A 13,723-nucleotide genomic window follows, 5' to 3' on the forward strand; every position below is an offset into this window, starting at 1 on the left:
TCCGGAAGGTGGCCGGTAATAGTACGTAGAAGCCCGTGTCGGCGGTTCCCGCCGGGCATGAACTTCAGGTAACCCCGTGATGTCGGGACCAACCCCCCGCATTGTCGTGGCCAGGCCGGAGAAGGCAGGATGACGGCATGACGCACGCGATGCTGAAGGGGTCGAACGTTCCTCTCGAGGCCACCACGGTACGCGCCGTGCTGCGCTGGTCGCCCGGGCAGGGGGTGCCGGACGTCGACGCCTCCGCGCTGCTCCTCGGTCTCGACGGCCGCGTGCGCTCCGACGAGGACTTCGTCTTCTACAACCAGCCCCGGCACCCGTCCGGGAAGGTGTGGCGGCTCGGCAAGAAGCGCGTCACCGAGGGCCTGACCGACACGATCCAGACAGATCTCGCCGGTGTCGAGTCCGGTGTCGGCCGCATCCTCCTCGTCGCGTCGGCGGACGGCGTGACCTTCGACCGCGTCCAGACGCTGCGCATCCTGCTGTACGACGCGCAGAACCCCGACGGGGAGGCGTTGGCCCACTTCGACGTCAAGCCTGAGACGGGCCAGGAGACCGCGCTGATCTGCGGCGAGCTGTACCGGCGCGGGGAGGGCTGGAAGTTCCGGGCGCTCGGCGAGGGCTACTCGAACGGGCTGAAGGGCCTGGCGACCGACTTCGGCATCTCGGTGGACGAGTCGGAGGCCGCCGGGGATCCGGAGACGTCTGCCGCGCCGAGCACGCCCGAGCCCCCGGCGCAGGCCCCCGAGGGCATCTCGCCCGACGCGGTGACGCAGCCGCAGGTTCCGGCGGTGCCGCCGGTCCCGGAGGTGCCGCCGGTCCCGGAGGTGTCCCGCCCGCTGCCGCCGGAGCAGCCGCCCGCGGGTGTGCCCACGCAGCCCGCGTACGGCTACCCCCCGCAGCAGCCCCCGGCCGTCCCGCCCGCCGCCGCGCAGCCCGCCTACGGCCACCCGCACCCGACGGGCCGTCCCGCGTACGGCTATCCGGCGCCCGCGCCCGCCACGGCCGCCGCCCAGCCGGCACAGGCGGGGTACGGCTTCCCGCCGCCGGCCACGGGCGCGCCCGACCCGGACTTCCGGCTGCCGCCGCAGGGACCGCAGTTCATCGGACGCTAGGACGCACCGCGACGGGCGGCCCGCGGCTCAGCGGCGGGGCTTGGTCTTGGAGCCCCTGCCCCACTGCAGGCCCCAGCCGTACAGGCGGTCCAGCTCGGCCTGGAAGCCGTAGACGAACCGCACCTCGCGGCGCACGACGATCTCGTTCTTCACGTTCTCGATCAGCACCACCGCGCAGGAGCGGGCCTGCGGCTGGCGTTCGTCGAGGGAGATCTCGACGCGCGGGCCGTTGCTCGGGTAGAGCGTGACGACGGCCTTGGTGCGGTCGAAGGCCGGGGTCTGGTCGTAGATGTAGGCGAAGACCAGCAGGCGTTTGATGTTCTCCCGCTGGTCGAGGTTGACGTAGATCGTCTCGCCGGAGGCGGAGCCGAACCGGTCGTCGCCGCTGAGTTTGACGTACGGCGGATCGTTGACGTCGCCCAGATAGCCGCCGAGGGGCTGCACCACGCCCTTGGTGCCGTCCTGCAGCTCGTACAGGCAGCCCAGGTCGAGGTCGACGTTGACCATGGACTGACTGTGCGCGACGACCTCCGGCGGCTTGAGCGCCCTGAACGGGTGGCGCAGCAGGCTCTCGCGCTGCAGGCCGCCGAAGTCGGAGGTGCGCATCTGCCAGCTCAGGTTGATGCGCAGATGCCCGGTGGCGGCGCCCTGTTTGGTCAGGGACACGTGTGGGTGCCGCTTGGTCAGCTCGATGGCGTTCGTGGCCGCGTTGCCGGAGACGAAGTCGTCGTTCCGCCCGCGCCGCAGTCCGTCCAGTAAACCCATTCCCGCCCCATGTCCACTCGTCGGGCCCCCGCCGGTGGCCGCGGGGCGCCGGTGCGCCGCACGGCCGACGGGGCGGCCACGAGGACCCGGTCCTCGTGGCCGCCCCGTCGAGAGCGTTCCTCATCGGGAGGGCTGTCACACCCCGGACGAGACCTCTGTCTTCTCTCCCGCGGCCGCCTCGGCCGCGGCGAGCCGCCTGTTGCGGAGCACGGAGGACCAGAAGGAGGCGCCGATCAGGATGACGCCGATGGAGCCGGTGATGAGCTCGGGGATCTCGTACTGGATGGTGACGAGCAGGATCAGCGCCAGGGCGCCGATCGCGTAGTGCGCGCCGTGCTCCAGGTAGACGTACTCGTCGAGGGTGCCCTGGCGGACCAGGTAGACCGTGAGCGACCGGACGTACATGGCGCCGATGCCGAGGCCGAGCGCCATCAGGACGATGTCGTTGGTGATGGCGAAGGCGCCGATCACACCGTCGAAGGAGAAGGACGCGTCCAGCACCTCGAGGTAGAGGAACATGAAGAACGCGGCCTTGCCGCCCACGGCGATCGCCGACCTGGGCTTGCCCGCGCGTGCGGCCTTCTCCTCCTCTTCCTCTGCCTGCTCCTCCTCCTCTTCGAGCTTGTCCTCGAAGTAGCCGGAGAGTCCGCCCACGATCATGTAGGTGATCAGACCGGCGATGCCGGCCAGCAGGACCGTCTCCGCCTTGTCCACGTGCGTGCCGCCGTGCTGGTGGGCGTGGGAGGCGAAGGTCACGGCGGAGATCAGCAGGACGACCAGCGCGACGCAGACCGACAGCATGTCGACCTTGCCGAGCTTGGACAGCGGCCGCTCCAGCCAGGCCAGCCATTTGTGCTCCCGGTCCTCGAAGACGAAGTCCAGGAAGATCATGAGCAGGAACATGCCGCCGAAGGCCGCGATGGCCGGGTGGGCGTCGGTGACGAGCTCCTGGTAACGGTCCTTGTCGCTCAGCGCGAGGTCGACCGCCTCGATGGGGCCGAGCTGTGCGCTGACCGCGACGATGACGACGGGGAACACCAGCCGCATGCCGAAGACGGCGATCAGGATGCCGATGGTGAGGAAGATCTTCTGCCAGAAGGCATTCATCTTCTTCAGGATTCCGGCGTTGACCACCGCGTTGTCGAAGGACAGCGAGATCTCGAGGATCGAGAGGATCGCCACGATCCCGAAGGCTGTCCACCCCCCGAAGAGGAATGCTGCGACCAGGCCGAGCGCGGTCACCGCGAACGACCAGCCGAAGGTTTTCAGAACCACTGGCTACCCCATGTGTGTGAACGGGTGTCCCCCGCCGCCGTGGCGGCTTTACGAAACATTGACCCCGAAGTCTAGAGCGATGCCGCGCAGACCCGACGCGTACCCCTGCCCTACTGCACGGAACTTCCACTCGCCCTGGTAGCGGTACAGCTCACCGAAGATCATCGCCGTCTCCGTGGAGGCGTCCTCGCTGAGGTCGTACCGGGCGAGCTCCTGGCCGTCCGCCTGGTTCACCACGCGGATGAAGGCGTTGCTGACCTGACCGAAGGTCTGGCCGCGCTCGTCCGCCATGTGGATGGACACCGGGAAGACGATCCTGTCGCACTGCGGCGGCACCTTGGAGAGGTCCACCAGCAGGGACTCGTCGTCGCCCTCGCCCTCGCCGGTCAGGTTGTCGCCGGTGTGCTCCACCGAGCCGTCCGGGCTCGTGAGCTGGTTGTAGAAGACGAACCACTCGTCCCCCATGACGCGGCCGCCGCTGCACATCAGCGCACTGGCGTCGAGGTCGAAGTCGGCGCCCGTGGTGGAGCGCGCGTCCCAGCCGAGCCCGACCATCACCTGCGTGAGGTCGGGTGCGGCCTTGGACAGGGAGACGTTCCCCCCTTTGGCGAGCGTGACGCCCATGATGCTGGTCCCCCTCCGAGTGTCTTTCCAGGTGGTCCTGCGCTCCCCCGCGCGGGGGCGTCCCCGGGCGCCGCGCGCACGCAGCGCGCGGCGCCCGGGCGACGGCCGTACGGGACGGCCCGCCCGGGTGCGTACCCGGGACGTGCCCGTCTCAGACGTTCACGCCGAAGTCCTGCGCGATGCCGCGCAGGCCGGAGGCGTAGCCCTGGCCGATGGCGCGGAACTTCCACTCCGCGCCGTGGCGGTACAGCTCGCCGAAGACCATGGCGGTCTCGGTCGAGGCGTCCTCCGACAGGTCGTAGCGGGCGATCTCGGCGCCGCCGGCCTGGTTGACGACGCGGATGAACGCGTTGCGCACCTGGCCGAAGGACTGCTGGCGGTTCTCGGCGTCGTAGATCGAGACCGGGAAGACGATCTTCTCCACGTCGGCCGGGACGGTGGCCAGGTTGACCTTGATCTGCTCGTCGTCGCCCTCGCCCTCGCCGGTGAGGTTGTCACCGGTGTGCTCGACGGACCCGTCGGGGCTCTTGAGGTTGTTGAAGAAGATGAAGTGCTGGTCGCTGGCGACCTTGCCCGAGCTGTTCAGCAGCAGGGCACTGGCGTCCAGGTCGAAGTCGGTGCCGGTCGTGGTGCGGACGTCCCACCCCAGTCCGACGATGACCGCGGTCAGGCCCGGCGCCTCCTTGCTCAGCGATACGTTGCCGCCCTTGCTGAGGCTGACTCCCACGAGTCCTCCCTTGGTGTCCCGGGGGCGGGATGCCCCGTTGTGCATGGATGTCGGATCAACGAATCGATCCTAGTGACGGGTTCCCCGGGCCCGCAGACCCTGGGGACGGACGTTCACAGGGTGTCGAGCGCCGCGAGGTACTCGCCGGGGTCACGGGCGTCCGCCATCCCGCTGGTCACGGTGCGGCGCACCACGCCCTGCTTGTCGATCACGAAAGTGCCCCGGACCGCGCAGCCCTTGTCCTCGTCGAGGACGCCGTAGGCGCGCGAGACGTCGCCGTGCGGCCAGAAGTCGCTGAGCAGCGGAAAAGGCAGGTCCTCCTGCTCGCCGAAGACCCTGAGGGTGTGGATGGAGTCGTTGGAGACGGCGAGCACCTCGGCGTCGCGCTCGGCGAACTGCTCCAGCCGGTCGCGGATCTCGCTCAGCTCGCCGGTGCAGACACCGGTGAAGGCGAACGGGTAGAAGAGCAGCACGACGTTCTTCTGCCCGCGGAAGTCGGACAGACGCACCGGGGTGCCGTGATTGTCCTTGAGTTCGAAGTCGGGGGCCTGCTCGCCGACCGGGATCGTCATCGTCGTCCTCGTCGCTCCGGGGTGGTGCCGTGCGACCACCCTACGCAGGCCGGACGAGGGCCCCGCGAACGGGCCGACGCGTGCCACGCACGTCGTCGCCGGCCCGTCCGGGGGTGGGTCACCGCTTCGACTTGGCGGCCTTCGGGGTCGCCAGCCGGCTGCCGCTCCAGTCCTTGCCCACGCTGACGCTCTTGGACGCCGTCAGGCCGGCCGTGGCGGCGGCCTCCGAGATGTCACTCGGCTCGACGTAGCCGTCCCGGCCGGTCTTCGGCGTGAGCAGCAGGATCGCGCCGCCCTCTTCGATGTACGTGGTGGCATCCACCAGCGCATCCGTCAGGTCGCCGTCGTCGTCACGGAACCACAGCACAACGGCGTCGGCCACGTCGTCGTAGTCCTCGTCGACAAGGTCGCTCTCGATGACGCCCTCGATGGCCTCGCGGAGCTCCTGGTCGACGTCGTCGTCGTAGCCGATCTCCTGGACCACCTGCCCGGGCTGGAACCCCAGCCTGGCGGCAGGGTTCGTCCGCTCCTCCGCGTGGTCCGCGGTCGCGCTCACGGGTTGCCTCCTGATCATGTCTTGGGAATAACTCAGCCACGCGCGTGCGCGAAGCATTGGCCGTAGTCCACACGGGCGGGACGGATCGCGCAAGTACCCGGCCGTGCGGACCGCCGAAACGGTGACGATCCTGGCCGGGTCACCGCAACTTCAGGCACACCGCCCTCGTCAACAGTGATGGACACCACACCTTTGTGCCCTGTTTGGGCGTTTGGGAACCGTCTGCGGGTACGAGACTCGCATGTACTCGCCCCTTGCGTCACCGTACCGGCCCCGGCGTGGGATTACCTCTCGGTAGAGATGACGTCCGCGGCCGCCGGGTGGAGCATGGGAGCGGCGCACACCGGGCCGTGACGAGCGAGACGGCGGCCCTTCTCCGGCCCTCTGACAGGTAAGGAACAGCGTGGCTTCCGCATCCGATCGCAGCCCGATCATCATTGGCGGCCTTCCGAGTCAGGTTCCTGACTTCGACCCCGAGGAAACCCAGGAGTGGCTCGACTCCCTCGACGCCGCGGTCGACGAGCGCGGCCGGGAGCGGGCCCGTTATCTGATGCTGCGGCTGATCGAGCGTGCCCGCGCCCGGCGCGTGGCCGTGCCCGAGATGCGCAGCACGGACTACGTCAACACGATCCCCACCCGGGCCGAGCCGTTCTTCCCGGGCAACGAGGAGATCGAACGCAAGATCTTGAACGCGACCCGCTGGAACGCGGCCGTGATGGTCTCGCGCGCCCAGCGCCCGGGCATCGGGGTCGGCGGCCACATCGCCACGTTCGCGTCCTCCGCGTCGCTGTACGACGTGGGCTTCAACCACTTCTTCCGCGGCAAGGACGAGGGCGACGGCGGCGACCAGGTCTTCTTCCAGGGACACGCCTCGCCGGGCATCTACGCCCGCGCGTACCTGCTGGACCGGCTGAGCGAGCGGCACCTGGACGGGTTCCGCCAGGAGAGGTCGAAGGCGCCGTACGCGCTGTCGTCGTACCCGCATCCGCGGTCGATGCCGGACTTCTGGGAGTTCCCGACGGTGTCGATGGGCCTCGGCCCGATCGGCGCCATCTACCAGGCGCGGATGAACCGCTACATGCACGCGCGCGGCATCGCGGACACCTCGAAGTCGCACGTGTGGGCGTTCCTCGGCGACGGCGAGATGGACGAGCCGGAGTCGCTGGGCCAGCTGAGCATCGCCGCGCGGGAGGGCCTGGACAACCTCACCTTCGTCGTCAACTGCAACCTGCAGCGGCTGGACGGCCCGGTGCGCGGCAACGGGAAGATCATCCAGGAGCTGGAGTCGGTCTTCCGCGGGGCCGGCTGGAACGTGATCAAGCTGATCTGGGACCGCACCTGGGACCCGCTGCTGGCCCAGGACCGCGACGGCGTGCTGGTGAACAAGATGAACACCACGCCGGACGGCCAATTCCAGACGTACGCCACCGAGTCCGGGGCGTACATCCGCGAGCACTTCTTCGGCGACGACCACCGGCTGCGCGCGATGGTCGAGGGCATGACCGACGACCAGATCCTGCACCTGGGGCGCGGCGGTCACGACCACCGCAAGATCTACGCGGCGTACAAGGCGGCCCTGGAGCACAAGGGCCAGCCGACGGTGATCCTGGCGAAGACGATCAAGGGCTGGACGCTCGGCCCGAACTTCGAGGGCCGCAACGCCACGCACCAGATGAAGAAGCTGACGGTCGACGACCTGAAGCACTTCCGCGACCGGCTGCACCTGCCGATCCCCGACAAGGACCTGGAGTCCGGGCTGCCGCCCTACTACCACCCGGGGCCGGACACGGAGGAGATGCAGTACATGCACGACCGCCGCCGGTCCCTCGGCGGGTACGTGCCGACCCGGGTGGTGCGCAGCAAGCCGCTGGCGCTCCCGGACGACAAGGCGTACGCGAGCGTGAAGAAGGGCTCGGGCCAGCAGTCCATCGCGACGACCATGGCCTTCGTGCGGCTCCTCAAGGACCTCATGCGGGACAAGGAGATCGGCCGCCGTTTCGTGCTGATCGCGCCGGACGAGTACCGCACGTTCGGCATGGACTCGTTCTTCCCGAGCGCGAAGATCTACAACCCGCTGGGCCAGCAGTACGAGGCGGTGGACCGGGAACTGCTGCTCGCCTACAAGGAGTCCCCGCAGGGGCAGATGCTGCACGACGGCATCTCCGAGGCGGGCTGCACGGCCTCGCTGATCGCGGCGGGCTCGGCGTATGCCACGCACGGCGAGCCGCTCATCCCGGTGTACGTCTTCTACTCGATGTTCGGGTTCCAGCGCACCGGCGACCAGTTCTGGCAGATGGCCGACCAGCTGGCGCGCGGCTTCGTCCTCGGTGCGACCGCGGGGCGGACCACGCTGACCGGCGAGGGTCTCCAGCACGCGGACGGGCACTCGCAGCTGCTCGCCTCGACCAACCCGGCGTGCGTCGCGTACGACCCGGCGTTCGGCTACGAGATCGCGCACATCGTGCGGGACGGGCTGCGCCGGATGTACGGCTCGTCCGAGGAACACCCGCACGGCGAGGACGTCTTCTACTACCTGACGGTCTACAACGAGCCCATCCAGCACCCGGCGGAGCCGGAGAACGTGGACGTCGAGGGCATCGTCAAGGGCCTGTACCGCTTCAGCGAGGGCCGGGGCGGCTCGTACCCGGCGCAGATCCTGGCGTCCGGGGTCGCGCTGCCGTGGGCGATCGAGGCGCAGAAGATCCTCGCGGAGGAGTGGGACGTCAAGGCGGACGTCTGGTCGGCGACCTCCTGGAACGAGCTGCGGCGCGAGGCGGTGGAGTGCGAGCGGCACAACCTGCTGCACCCGGAGGAGGAGCAGCGCACCCCGTACGTGACGCGCAAGCTGGCCTCGGCGCGGGGGCCGGTGGTGGCGGTGTCGGACTGGATGCGGTCGGTGCCGGACCAGATCGCGCGCTGGGTGCCGGGGACGTACCAGTCGCTGGGCGCGGACGGGTTCGGCTTCGCGGACACGCGCGGGGCGGCGCGGAGGTTCTTCCACATCGACGCGCAGTCGATCGTGCTGGCGGTGCTGACGGAGCTGGCGCGTGAGGGCCATCTGGACCGCTCGGTGCTGAAGCAGGCGCTCGACCGGTACCAGCTGCTGGACGTGACGGCCGCGGACCCGGGCACGGCGGGCGGCGACGCGTAAGCACGGGAACGGCTGAGCCCCCGGCGCGTCGCCGGGGGCTCAGCCGTGTGGGCCCGGGTGTCAGAGCATGCCGGAACCGATGCCGCCCGCCCCGGCCAGCCAGATCACGGCCAGGAGCGTGTCGATGGCGCCGAGGACCAGGGCGATCAGGGCCGGCACCGAGCGGGAGCCCGCCCAGCTGCGGCCCATCGCCAGCCAGCCGCACACCATCGCCACCGGGCCGAGAATGATGCCCAGGACGAAGAAACCGGCGACGGCGCAGATGGCTCCGACGATCCCGAGCGTCGCGCGATCCGGCCCGGACCGTGACCACGTCCGGCCACTGGTGCGGGGGTGCCTGCGCGTTCCGTGTCCGAAGCTCGCCATCATCAACTCCCTGATGGGTTGGTTGACATGGCGGGTACCCCCGCTCTCGTGACGAATTCCCCCCGTGCGTACGGCGGGTGACCGCTGCCTGCGCGCCGCCCCCCTCCAGCAGCGCGCCGCAGCCGGCCCTCCCCCATGCCCTGCGCAGGACGTGACCCACTGTGACCTGGGCGCGGTCCGGAGGGGAGGGGTCACCGCACCGGTTCACCCTGATGAGCGAAATCCGGCCCGACGGCCCGTCAGAGAACCGCCGGATGCGGCCGCGCGCGCCTCCGTGTTCCCGCCGCGCCCGGTGAGCGGCGCGGCCAGGACGGCGACCGCGGCGACGTCGGCGGCGACGCGGCGGGCCCGGCCCTCGCCACGCACCGGCACACGGATCCGTCCCTGGATCCGCACAACGAAACGTGATCCCGGTCACTGGGCTCCCGCGAGACACTCCCGTTCTCCTAATGTGTCCCTCCAGTGACTTCCTTCGACACCACCCCTCAGCTGAACGTCTGGCGGGCGCTGCTGGCGCTCGCCGTGGTCTTCGTGATGCTGGCGACCACCGGCTGGACGGCACGGCGCCACCAGCGCCACCCCGCTCCCCTGCAGGCGTCGCTCGCCGCGTGGGAGGACGGCCGGGTGGCCGGAAGGCGGCTGCCCGACCCGCAGTCGGCGCCCACGCGGCTGGCCCGGTTCTTCGCCTCGCTCACCGACGCGCAGCGGCTGCGGCTCGCCGAGCGCTATCCGCTCGCCGTCGGCAACATGAACGGCGCGCCGGTCGAACTGCGCTACCGCGCCAACCGGATCGCGCTGGCCGAGGCGCGCGCGGTGGAGCTGGGACGGCTGCACGACAGCCGGCTCACGCCCGCGGGCCGGCAGCAGGCGGCCCGCAGGACGGACCGGATCGAGGCGCTGATGCGGCCGGACCGGCACATCCTCGCCTTCGACCCGGCGGGTTCCGGGCGGGTCGCCGAGGTCTTCGGTGACCTGGGCCGGGCCGAGCGGGTGTCGGTGGTCGTCCCCGGCGTCGACACCGACCTGCTCACCTTCCAGCGTTCCCGCGGCAGGCACTCCGCGCCCGTGGGGATGGCCAGGTCGCTGTACGAGGCCCAGCGGGACGCCGATCCCGCGACCCGCACGGCCGTGATCGCCTGGGCCGACTACACCGCGCCCAGCGGACTCGGCATGGACGCGGCCACGGCGATGCGCGCGGAGGAGGGCGCGGGCCGGCTGGACGCGATGGTGCGGGGGCTGCCCGGCCCGGCCCCGGTCTCGCTGTTCTGCCACAGCTACGGCTCGGTGGTCTGCGGACTGGCCGCGCACGGGCTGCCGGAGCGGGTGTCCGACATCGCCGTGGCCGGCAGCCCGGGGATGCGGGTGGAGAACGCCTCCCAGCTGCGCACCACCGCCCGGGTGTGGGCGATGCGGGACGCCGACGACTGGATCCAGGACGTGCCCTACCTGGAGCTCGGCGGACTGGGCCACGGGGCCGACCCGGTGGCCGACGGGTTCGGCGCGCGGGTGCTGTCGGCCCGTGACGCCGAGGGGCACGCCGGGTACTTCGTGCCCGGGACGGACAGCCTGCGGAACTTCGCGGGCATCGGGGTTGGCGCATACACAGCGGTGTCGTGCGCGCACCGGGACGAGGCGTGCCTGGCGGGTTTGTCCGGTACGACCCCTACCGGACGCGCGTAGAGGCGGGGATACTGCGGTGTACGCGGGGGAGGGGACGGAGAGGCTCGTGCCGCATACGATGAGCCGCATGGGTGACGTACTGGCCGGATTTCATGCCGCCTGGGAGTTCGGGTCCGACTCCGTGCTCATCCGTTACGTACGAGGGATTCGAACACCCAAGCTATTCCAGGCGCTCGGTGAACGGCGCGTGCCGCTGGAGGCGGTCGAGGGCGTGACCCTCACGCCCGGGAAGCGCGGGACCGTGGTCCTGCGGCTGGAGCCCCGGCCGGGGGCCGACCCGCTGATGGAGGCGGCCGCCGGGCAGCTGAAGGAGAGCAGCGACCCCTACCGGCTGGTGCTGCCCGCCGAGCGGGAGACGCTCGCCGAGTACTACGCCGACGAACTGCGCGACCGGCTCACCGAGTCGGGCCCGGCCGAACGCCACCTGGTGGCCGCGCCCGAGCCGCCGCTGCAGTTCAAGGCGTACGACGGCAAGGCGGCGTTCGACGGCACGTCGGTGGCGTTCCGCTGGTTCTGGACCGGGGCGTCCTCGGCGAAGTGGAAGGCCGGCGACCAGCATTTTCCCGTCTCCGAGCTGAGCGGGGTGGAGTGGCGTTCGCCCGAGGTGTTCGAGGGCCATCTGCGGCTGCTGCGCCGGGACACGACGGTGCCGGCCCCGGCGCAGGCCGACCAGGACCCCGCCGCGGTGGTGTTCGGGCTCGGGTACGGGCCCGTGCACGAGTCACTGCCGTTCGCGGCGGCTGTGCTGGCCGCGGCGCGGGACGGTGCGGCGGTGCCGGCGCTGTCGTCGCCGGCAGCGGTCGCGGGCGGGGCGACCGCCGCTCGGCGGGATCCCGCGGACATCGCCGAGCGGATCCGGCATCTCGGGGAACTGCATCAGGCGGGGCTGGTGACGGACGAGGAGTTCTCCTCGAAGAAGGCGGAGTTGCTGGCGGAGCTCTGACCCGTCCCCCGGGCGCGGGTCCGTCGGGGCCGGCCGCGCGGTTCCCCGCGCCCCCCGGCGTCGTCGTCACCGGGTGCGCGGTCCTCGGGCCCCTCCGGGGCCGGGGCGCGCCCGGCGTCCGCGTAGAAGCTGATCTTGCGGTCCAGGACGGCCAGGGTGCCCTGGAGCTCGGCGATGCGGGCCAGCACGTCCTCGCGGGTCGCCTCGAGCAGCTCGAAGCGCTCGGCGTACGTGTGGTCGCCGGCCCGGACCAGTTCGGCGTAGCGCACCATGTCGGCGACCGGCATGCCGGTCAGGCGGAGCTTGCCGACCAGGGCGAGCCAGTCGAGGTCGCGGTCGGTGTAGCGCCGCTGCCCGGTGTGGGAGCGGTCGACGTGCGGCATGAGGCCGATGCGCTCGTACCAGCGCAGGGTGTGCGCGGTCAGCCCGGTGAGGGCGGCCACCTCGCTGATCGTGTACTTGTCCTTGCCGTCCGGCCGCCGGCCGCCTCGCGGGGGTCCGGCGCAGGTGCCGGTCCTGGTGTCCGTGGTCTCCGTCACCGTCATGGCGTCCACGCTAGATCCTTCGAGTGCGCTCCAGGCAAGCGACCGCGGCCGGAATCGGGCGGACGTGTCGGGGTTCTCCGACTACCGTGCGGGCATGATCTCTGCACGCCGAGCGACACCCGACGACGCGGGGGAAGTGCTGCGTCTGCGCCAGGTGATGATCGACTCGATGGCCCGGTCCGACCCGTCCACCGCGTGGCACGCGGTGTCCCTGCCGGGTCTGCGCGACCGGCTGGCGGCGGACGGCTCCTTCGCCGTGTTCGTCGTGGACCACCCGGAGCGGCCCGGCGCCCTCGCCGCGACGGTGGCCGGCACGCTCGACTACCGCATCGGCGGCGCGCGGAACCCGCTCGGCACCGACGGCCACGTCTTCAGCGTCGCCACCGACCCGGATGTCCGCCGCCGGGGTTGTGCGCGGGCGTGCATGGTCGCGCTGCTGGAGTGGTTCCGCGAGCGGGGCGCCGGACGGGTCCGGCTGACCGCCAGCCCGGAGGCCGAGCCCCTGTACCGGTCGCTGGGGTTCACGCCCAGGCCGGACCCTTTGCTGGAGCTCAGGCTGTGAGCGCTTAGGCTCGTCGTCATGTCGCTGAAGAGCCTCGCGTCGATCGAGAACTGGCCGGTTCCCACCGCTGCGGCGGGGGTGGTACGGGCGGACGGCGCCGTCCTGGGCACGCACGGGCCGGCCGGGCGCCGCTTCCCGCTGGCCTCGGTCACCAAGCCGCTGGCCGCCTACGCGGTGCTCGTGGCGTACGAGGAGGGGGCGGTCGAGCTGGACGAGCCGGCCGGCCCGGACGGCTCGACGGTCCGGCATCTGCTGGCGCACACCTCGGGTCTGGCCTTCGACGAGCACCGGGTCACCTCCGCGCCCGGCGAACGGCGGCTGTACTCCAACGCCGGGTTCGAGCAGCTGGGCGACCACGTGGAGAGGGCGACGGAGATCCCGTTCGCCGAGTACGCGCGGCAGGCGGTGCTGGAGCCGCTGGGGATGACGTCCACCTCGCTGGAGGGCTCCCCCGCCAAGGACGGTGTGTCCACGGTGGACGACCTGCTGCGGTTCGCCGCCGAGGTGCAGGCGCCGCGGCTGCTGGACCCGCGGACGGTGGCCGCGGCGATGACCGTGCAGTACCCGGGCACCAAGGGCGTGCTCCCGGGCTACGGGCACCAGAACCCCAACGACTGGGGACTGGGTTTCGAGATCCGGGACGGCAAGTCGCCGCACTGGACGGGCGCCTCGTCCTCGCCGCGCGTCTTCGGGCACTTCGGTCAGTCGGGCACGTTCCTGTGGATCGACCCGGACGCGGGCGCGGCCTGCGTGGTGCTCACCGACCGGGCGTTCGGACCCTGGGCGGTCGAGGCGTGGCCGCCGTTCACCGACGCGGTGCTGGCGGAACTGCGCGGCTGACT

13 protein-coding genes and 1 pseudogene are annotated in these 13,723 nt (G+C 71.1%); 6 read left to right on the plus strand and 8 right to left on the minus strand.

What is annotated here, in order from left to right:
- Window positions 1–137 precede the first annotated feature (137 nt).
- Window positions 138–1,115 carry a TerD family protein gene (locus ACIQ8B_RS02165; RefSeq protein WP_403544603.1) on the plus strand — a complete coding sequence of 326 codons (978 nt, stop codon included), beginning with the start codon at window positions 138–140 and terminating at the stop codon, window positions 1,113–1,115.
- Window positions 1,116–1,142: 27 nt separating this feature from the next.
- Here ACIQ8B_RS02165 and ACIQ8B_RS02170 read toward each other — a convergent pair whose 3' ends face one another.
- From ACIQ8B_RS02170 to ACIQ8B_RS02195, 6 genes are all read right to left on the minus strand, one after another.
- Window positions 1,143–1,880, minus strand: coding sequence for a Tellurium resistance (locus ACIQ8B_RS02170; protein WP_403544605.1), 738 nt, complete (start codon window positions 1,878–1,880; stop codon window positions 1,143–1,145).
- A gap of 135 nt (window positions 1,881–2,015) precedes the next feature.
- Window positions 2,016–3,155 carry a DUF475 domain-containing protein gene (locus ACIQ8B_RS02175; RefSeq protein ID WP_403544607.1) on the minus strand — a complete coding sequence of 380 codons (1,140 nt, stop codon included), beginning with the start codon at window positions 3,153–3,155 and terminating at the stop codon, window positions 2,016–2,018.
- Window positions 3,156–3,203: 48 nt separating this feature from the next.
- Entirely contained in the window at window positions 3,204–3,779 is a 576-nt protein-coding gene (locus ACIQ8B_RS02180) for a TerD family protein (RefSeq protein ID WP_403544609.1), read from the minus strand.
- A 151-nt stretch (window positions 3,780–3,930) separates the two neighbouring features.
- Window positions 3,931–4,506, minus strand: a complete 576-nt coding sequence (locus ACIQ8B_RS02185; protein WP_106414403.1) for a calcium homeostasis/redox stress adaptation protein — start codon at window positions 4,504–4,506, stop codon at window positions 3,931–3,933.
- A gap of 113 nt (window positions 4,507–4,619) precedes the next feature.
- A complete protein-coding gene (locus ACIQ8B_RS02190) occupies window positions 4,620–5,078 on the minus strand; it encodes a peroxiredoxin (RefSeq protein ID WP_403544611.1) in 459 nt (152 codons plus the stop codon).
- 118 nt (window positions 5,079–5,196) lie between these two features.
- A complete protein-coding gene (locus ACIQ8B_RS02195; protein ID WP_198602566.1) occupies window positions 5,197–5,634 on the minus strand; it encodes a DUF3052 domain-containing protein in 438 nt (145 codons plus the stop codon).
- Window positions 5,635–6,037: 403 nt separating this feature from the next.
- Here ACIQ8B_RS02195 and aceE point away from each other — a divergent pair, with 403 nt between their 5' ends.
- Window positions 6,038–8,785, plus strand: a complete 2,748-nt coding sequence (gene aceE, locus ACIQ8B_RS02200; RefSeq protein WP_290004588.1) for a pyruvate dehydrogenase (acetyl-transferring), homodimeric type — start codon at window positions 6,038–6,040, stop codon at window positions 8,783–8,785.
- A 60-nt stretch (window positions 8,786–8,845) separates the two neighbouring features.
- On the opposite strand, the gene ACIQ8B_RS02205 is transcribed toward aceE, so the two are convergent.
- On the minus strand, window positions 8,846–9,154 hold the full coding sequence (locus ACIQ8B_RS02205; protein ID WP_106414400.1) for a small hydrophobic protein: 309 nt from the start codon (window positions 9,152–9,154) through the stop codon (window positions 8,846–8,848).
- 459 nt (window positions 9,155–9,613) lie between these two features.
- Here ACIQ8B_RS02205 and ACIQ8B_RS02210 point away from each other — a divergent pair, with 459 nt between their 5' ends.
- Both ACIQ8B_RS02210 and ACIQ8B_RS02215 read left to right on the plus strand, forming a co-directional pair.
- Window positions 9,614–10,831, plus strand: coding sequence for an alpha/beta hydrolase (locus ACIQ8B_RS02210; RefSeq protein WP_403544614.1), 1,218 nt, complete (start codon window positions 9,614–9,616; stop codon window positions 10,829–10,831).
- A gap of 67 nt (window positions 10,832–10,898) precedes the next feature.
- Window positions 10,899–11,774, plus strand: coding sequence for a DUF4429 domain-containing protein (locus tag ACIQ8B_RS02215; RefSeq protein WP_403544616.1), 876 nt, complete (start codon window positions 10,899–10,901; stop codon window positions 11,772–11,774).
- Window positions 11,775–11,866: 92 nt separating this feature from the next.
- Here ACIQ8B_RS02215 and ACIQ8B_RS02220 read toward each other — a convergent pair.
- A pseudogene (locus tag ACIQ8B_RS02220) lies at window positions 11,867–12,319 on the minus strand (MerR family transcriptional regulator); the annotation flags it as partial.
- A gap of 94 nt (window positions 12,320–12,413) precedes the next feature.
- Here ACIQ8B_RS02220 and ACIQ8B_RS02225 point away from each other — a divergent pair.
- Both ACIQ8B_RS02225 and ACIQ8B_RS02230 read left to right on the plus strand, forming a co-directional pair.
- A complete protein-coding gene (locus tag ACIQ8B_RS02225; protein WP_365414441.1) occupies window positions 12,414–12,881 on the plus strand; it encodes an N-acetyltransferase in 468 nt (155 codons plus the stop codon).
- Window positions 12,882–12,899: 18 nt separating this feature from the next.
- Window positions 12,900–13,721, plus strand: coding sequence for a serine hydrolase domain-containing protein (locus ACIQ8B_RS02230; protein WP_403544619.1), 822 nt, complete (start codon window positions 12,900–12,902; stop codon window positions 13,719–13,721).
- Window positions 13,722–13,723 lie beyond the last annotated feature (2 nt).

It is taken from the genome of Streptomyces sp. NPDC096105, assembly GCF_044763335.1.
Taxonomy (GTDB): Bacteria; Actinomycetota; Actinomycetes; order Streptomycetales; family Streptomycetaceae; genus Streptomyces.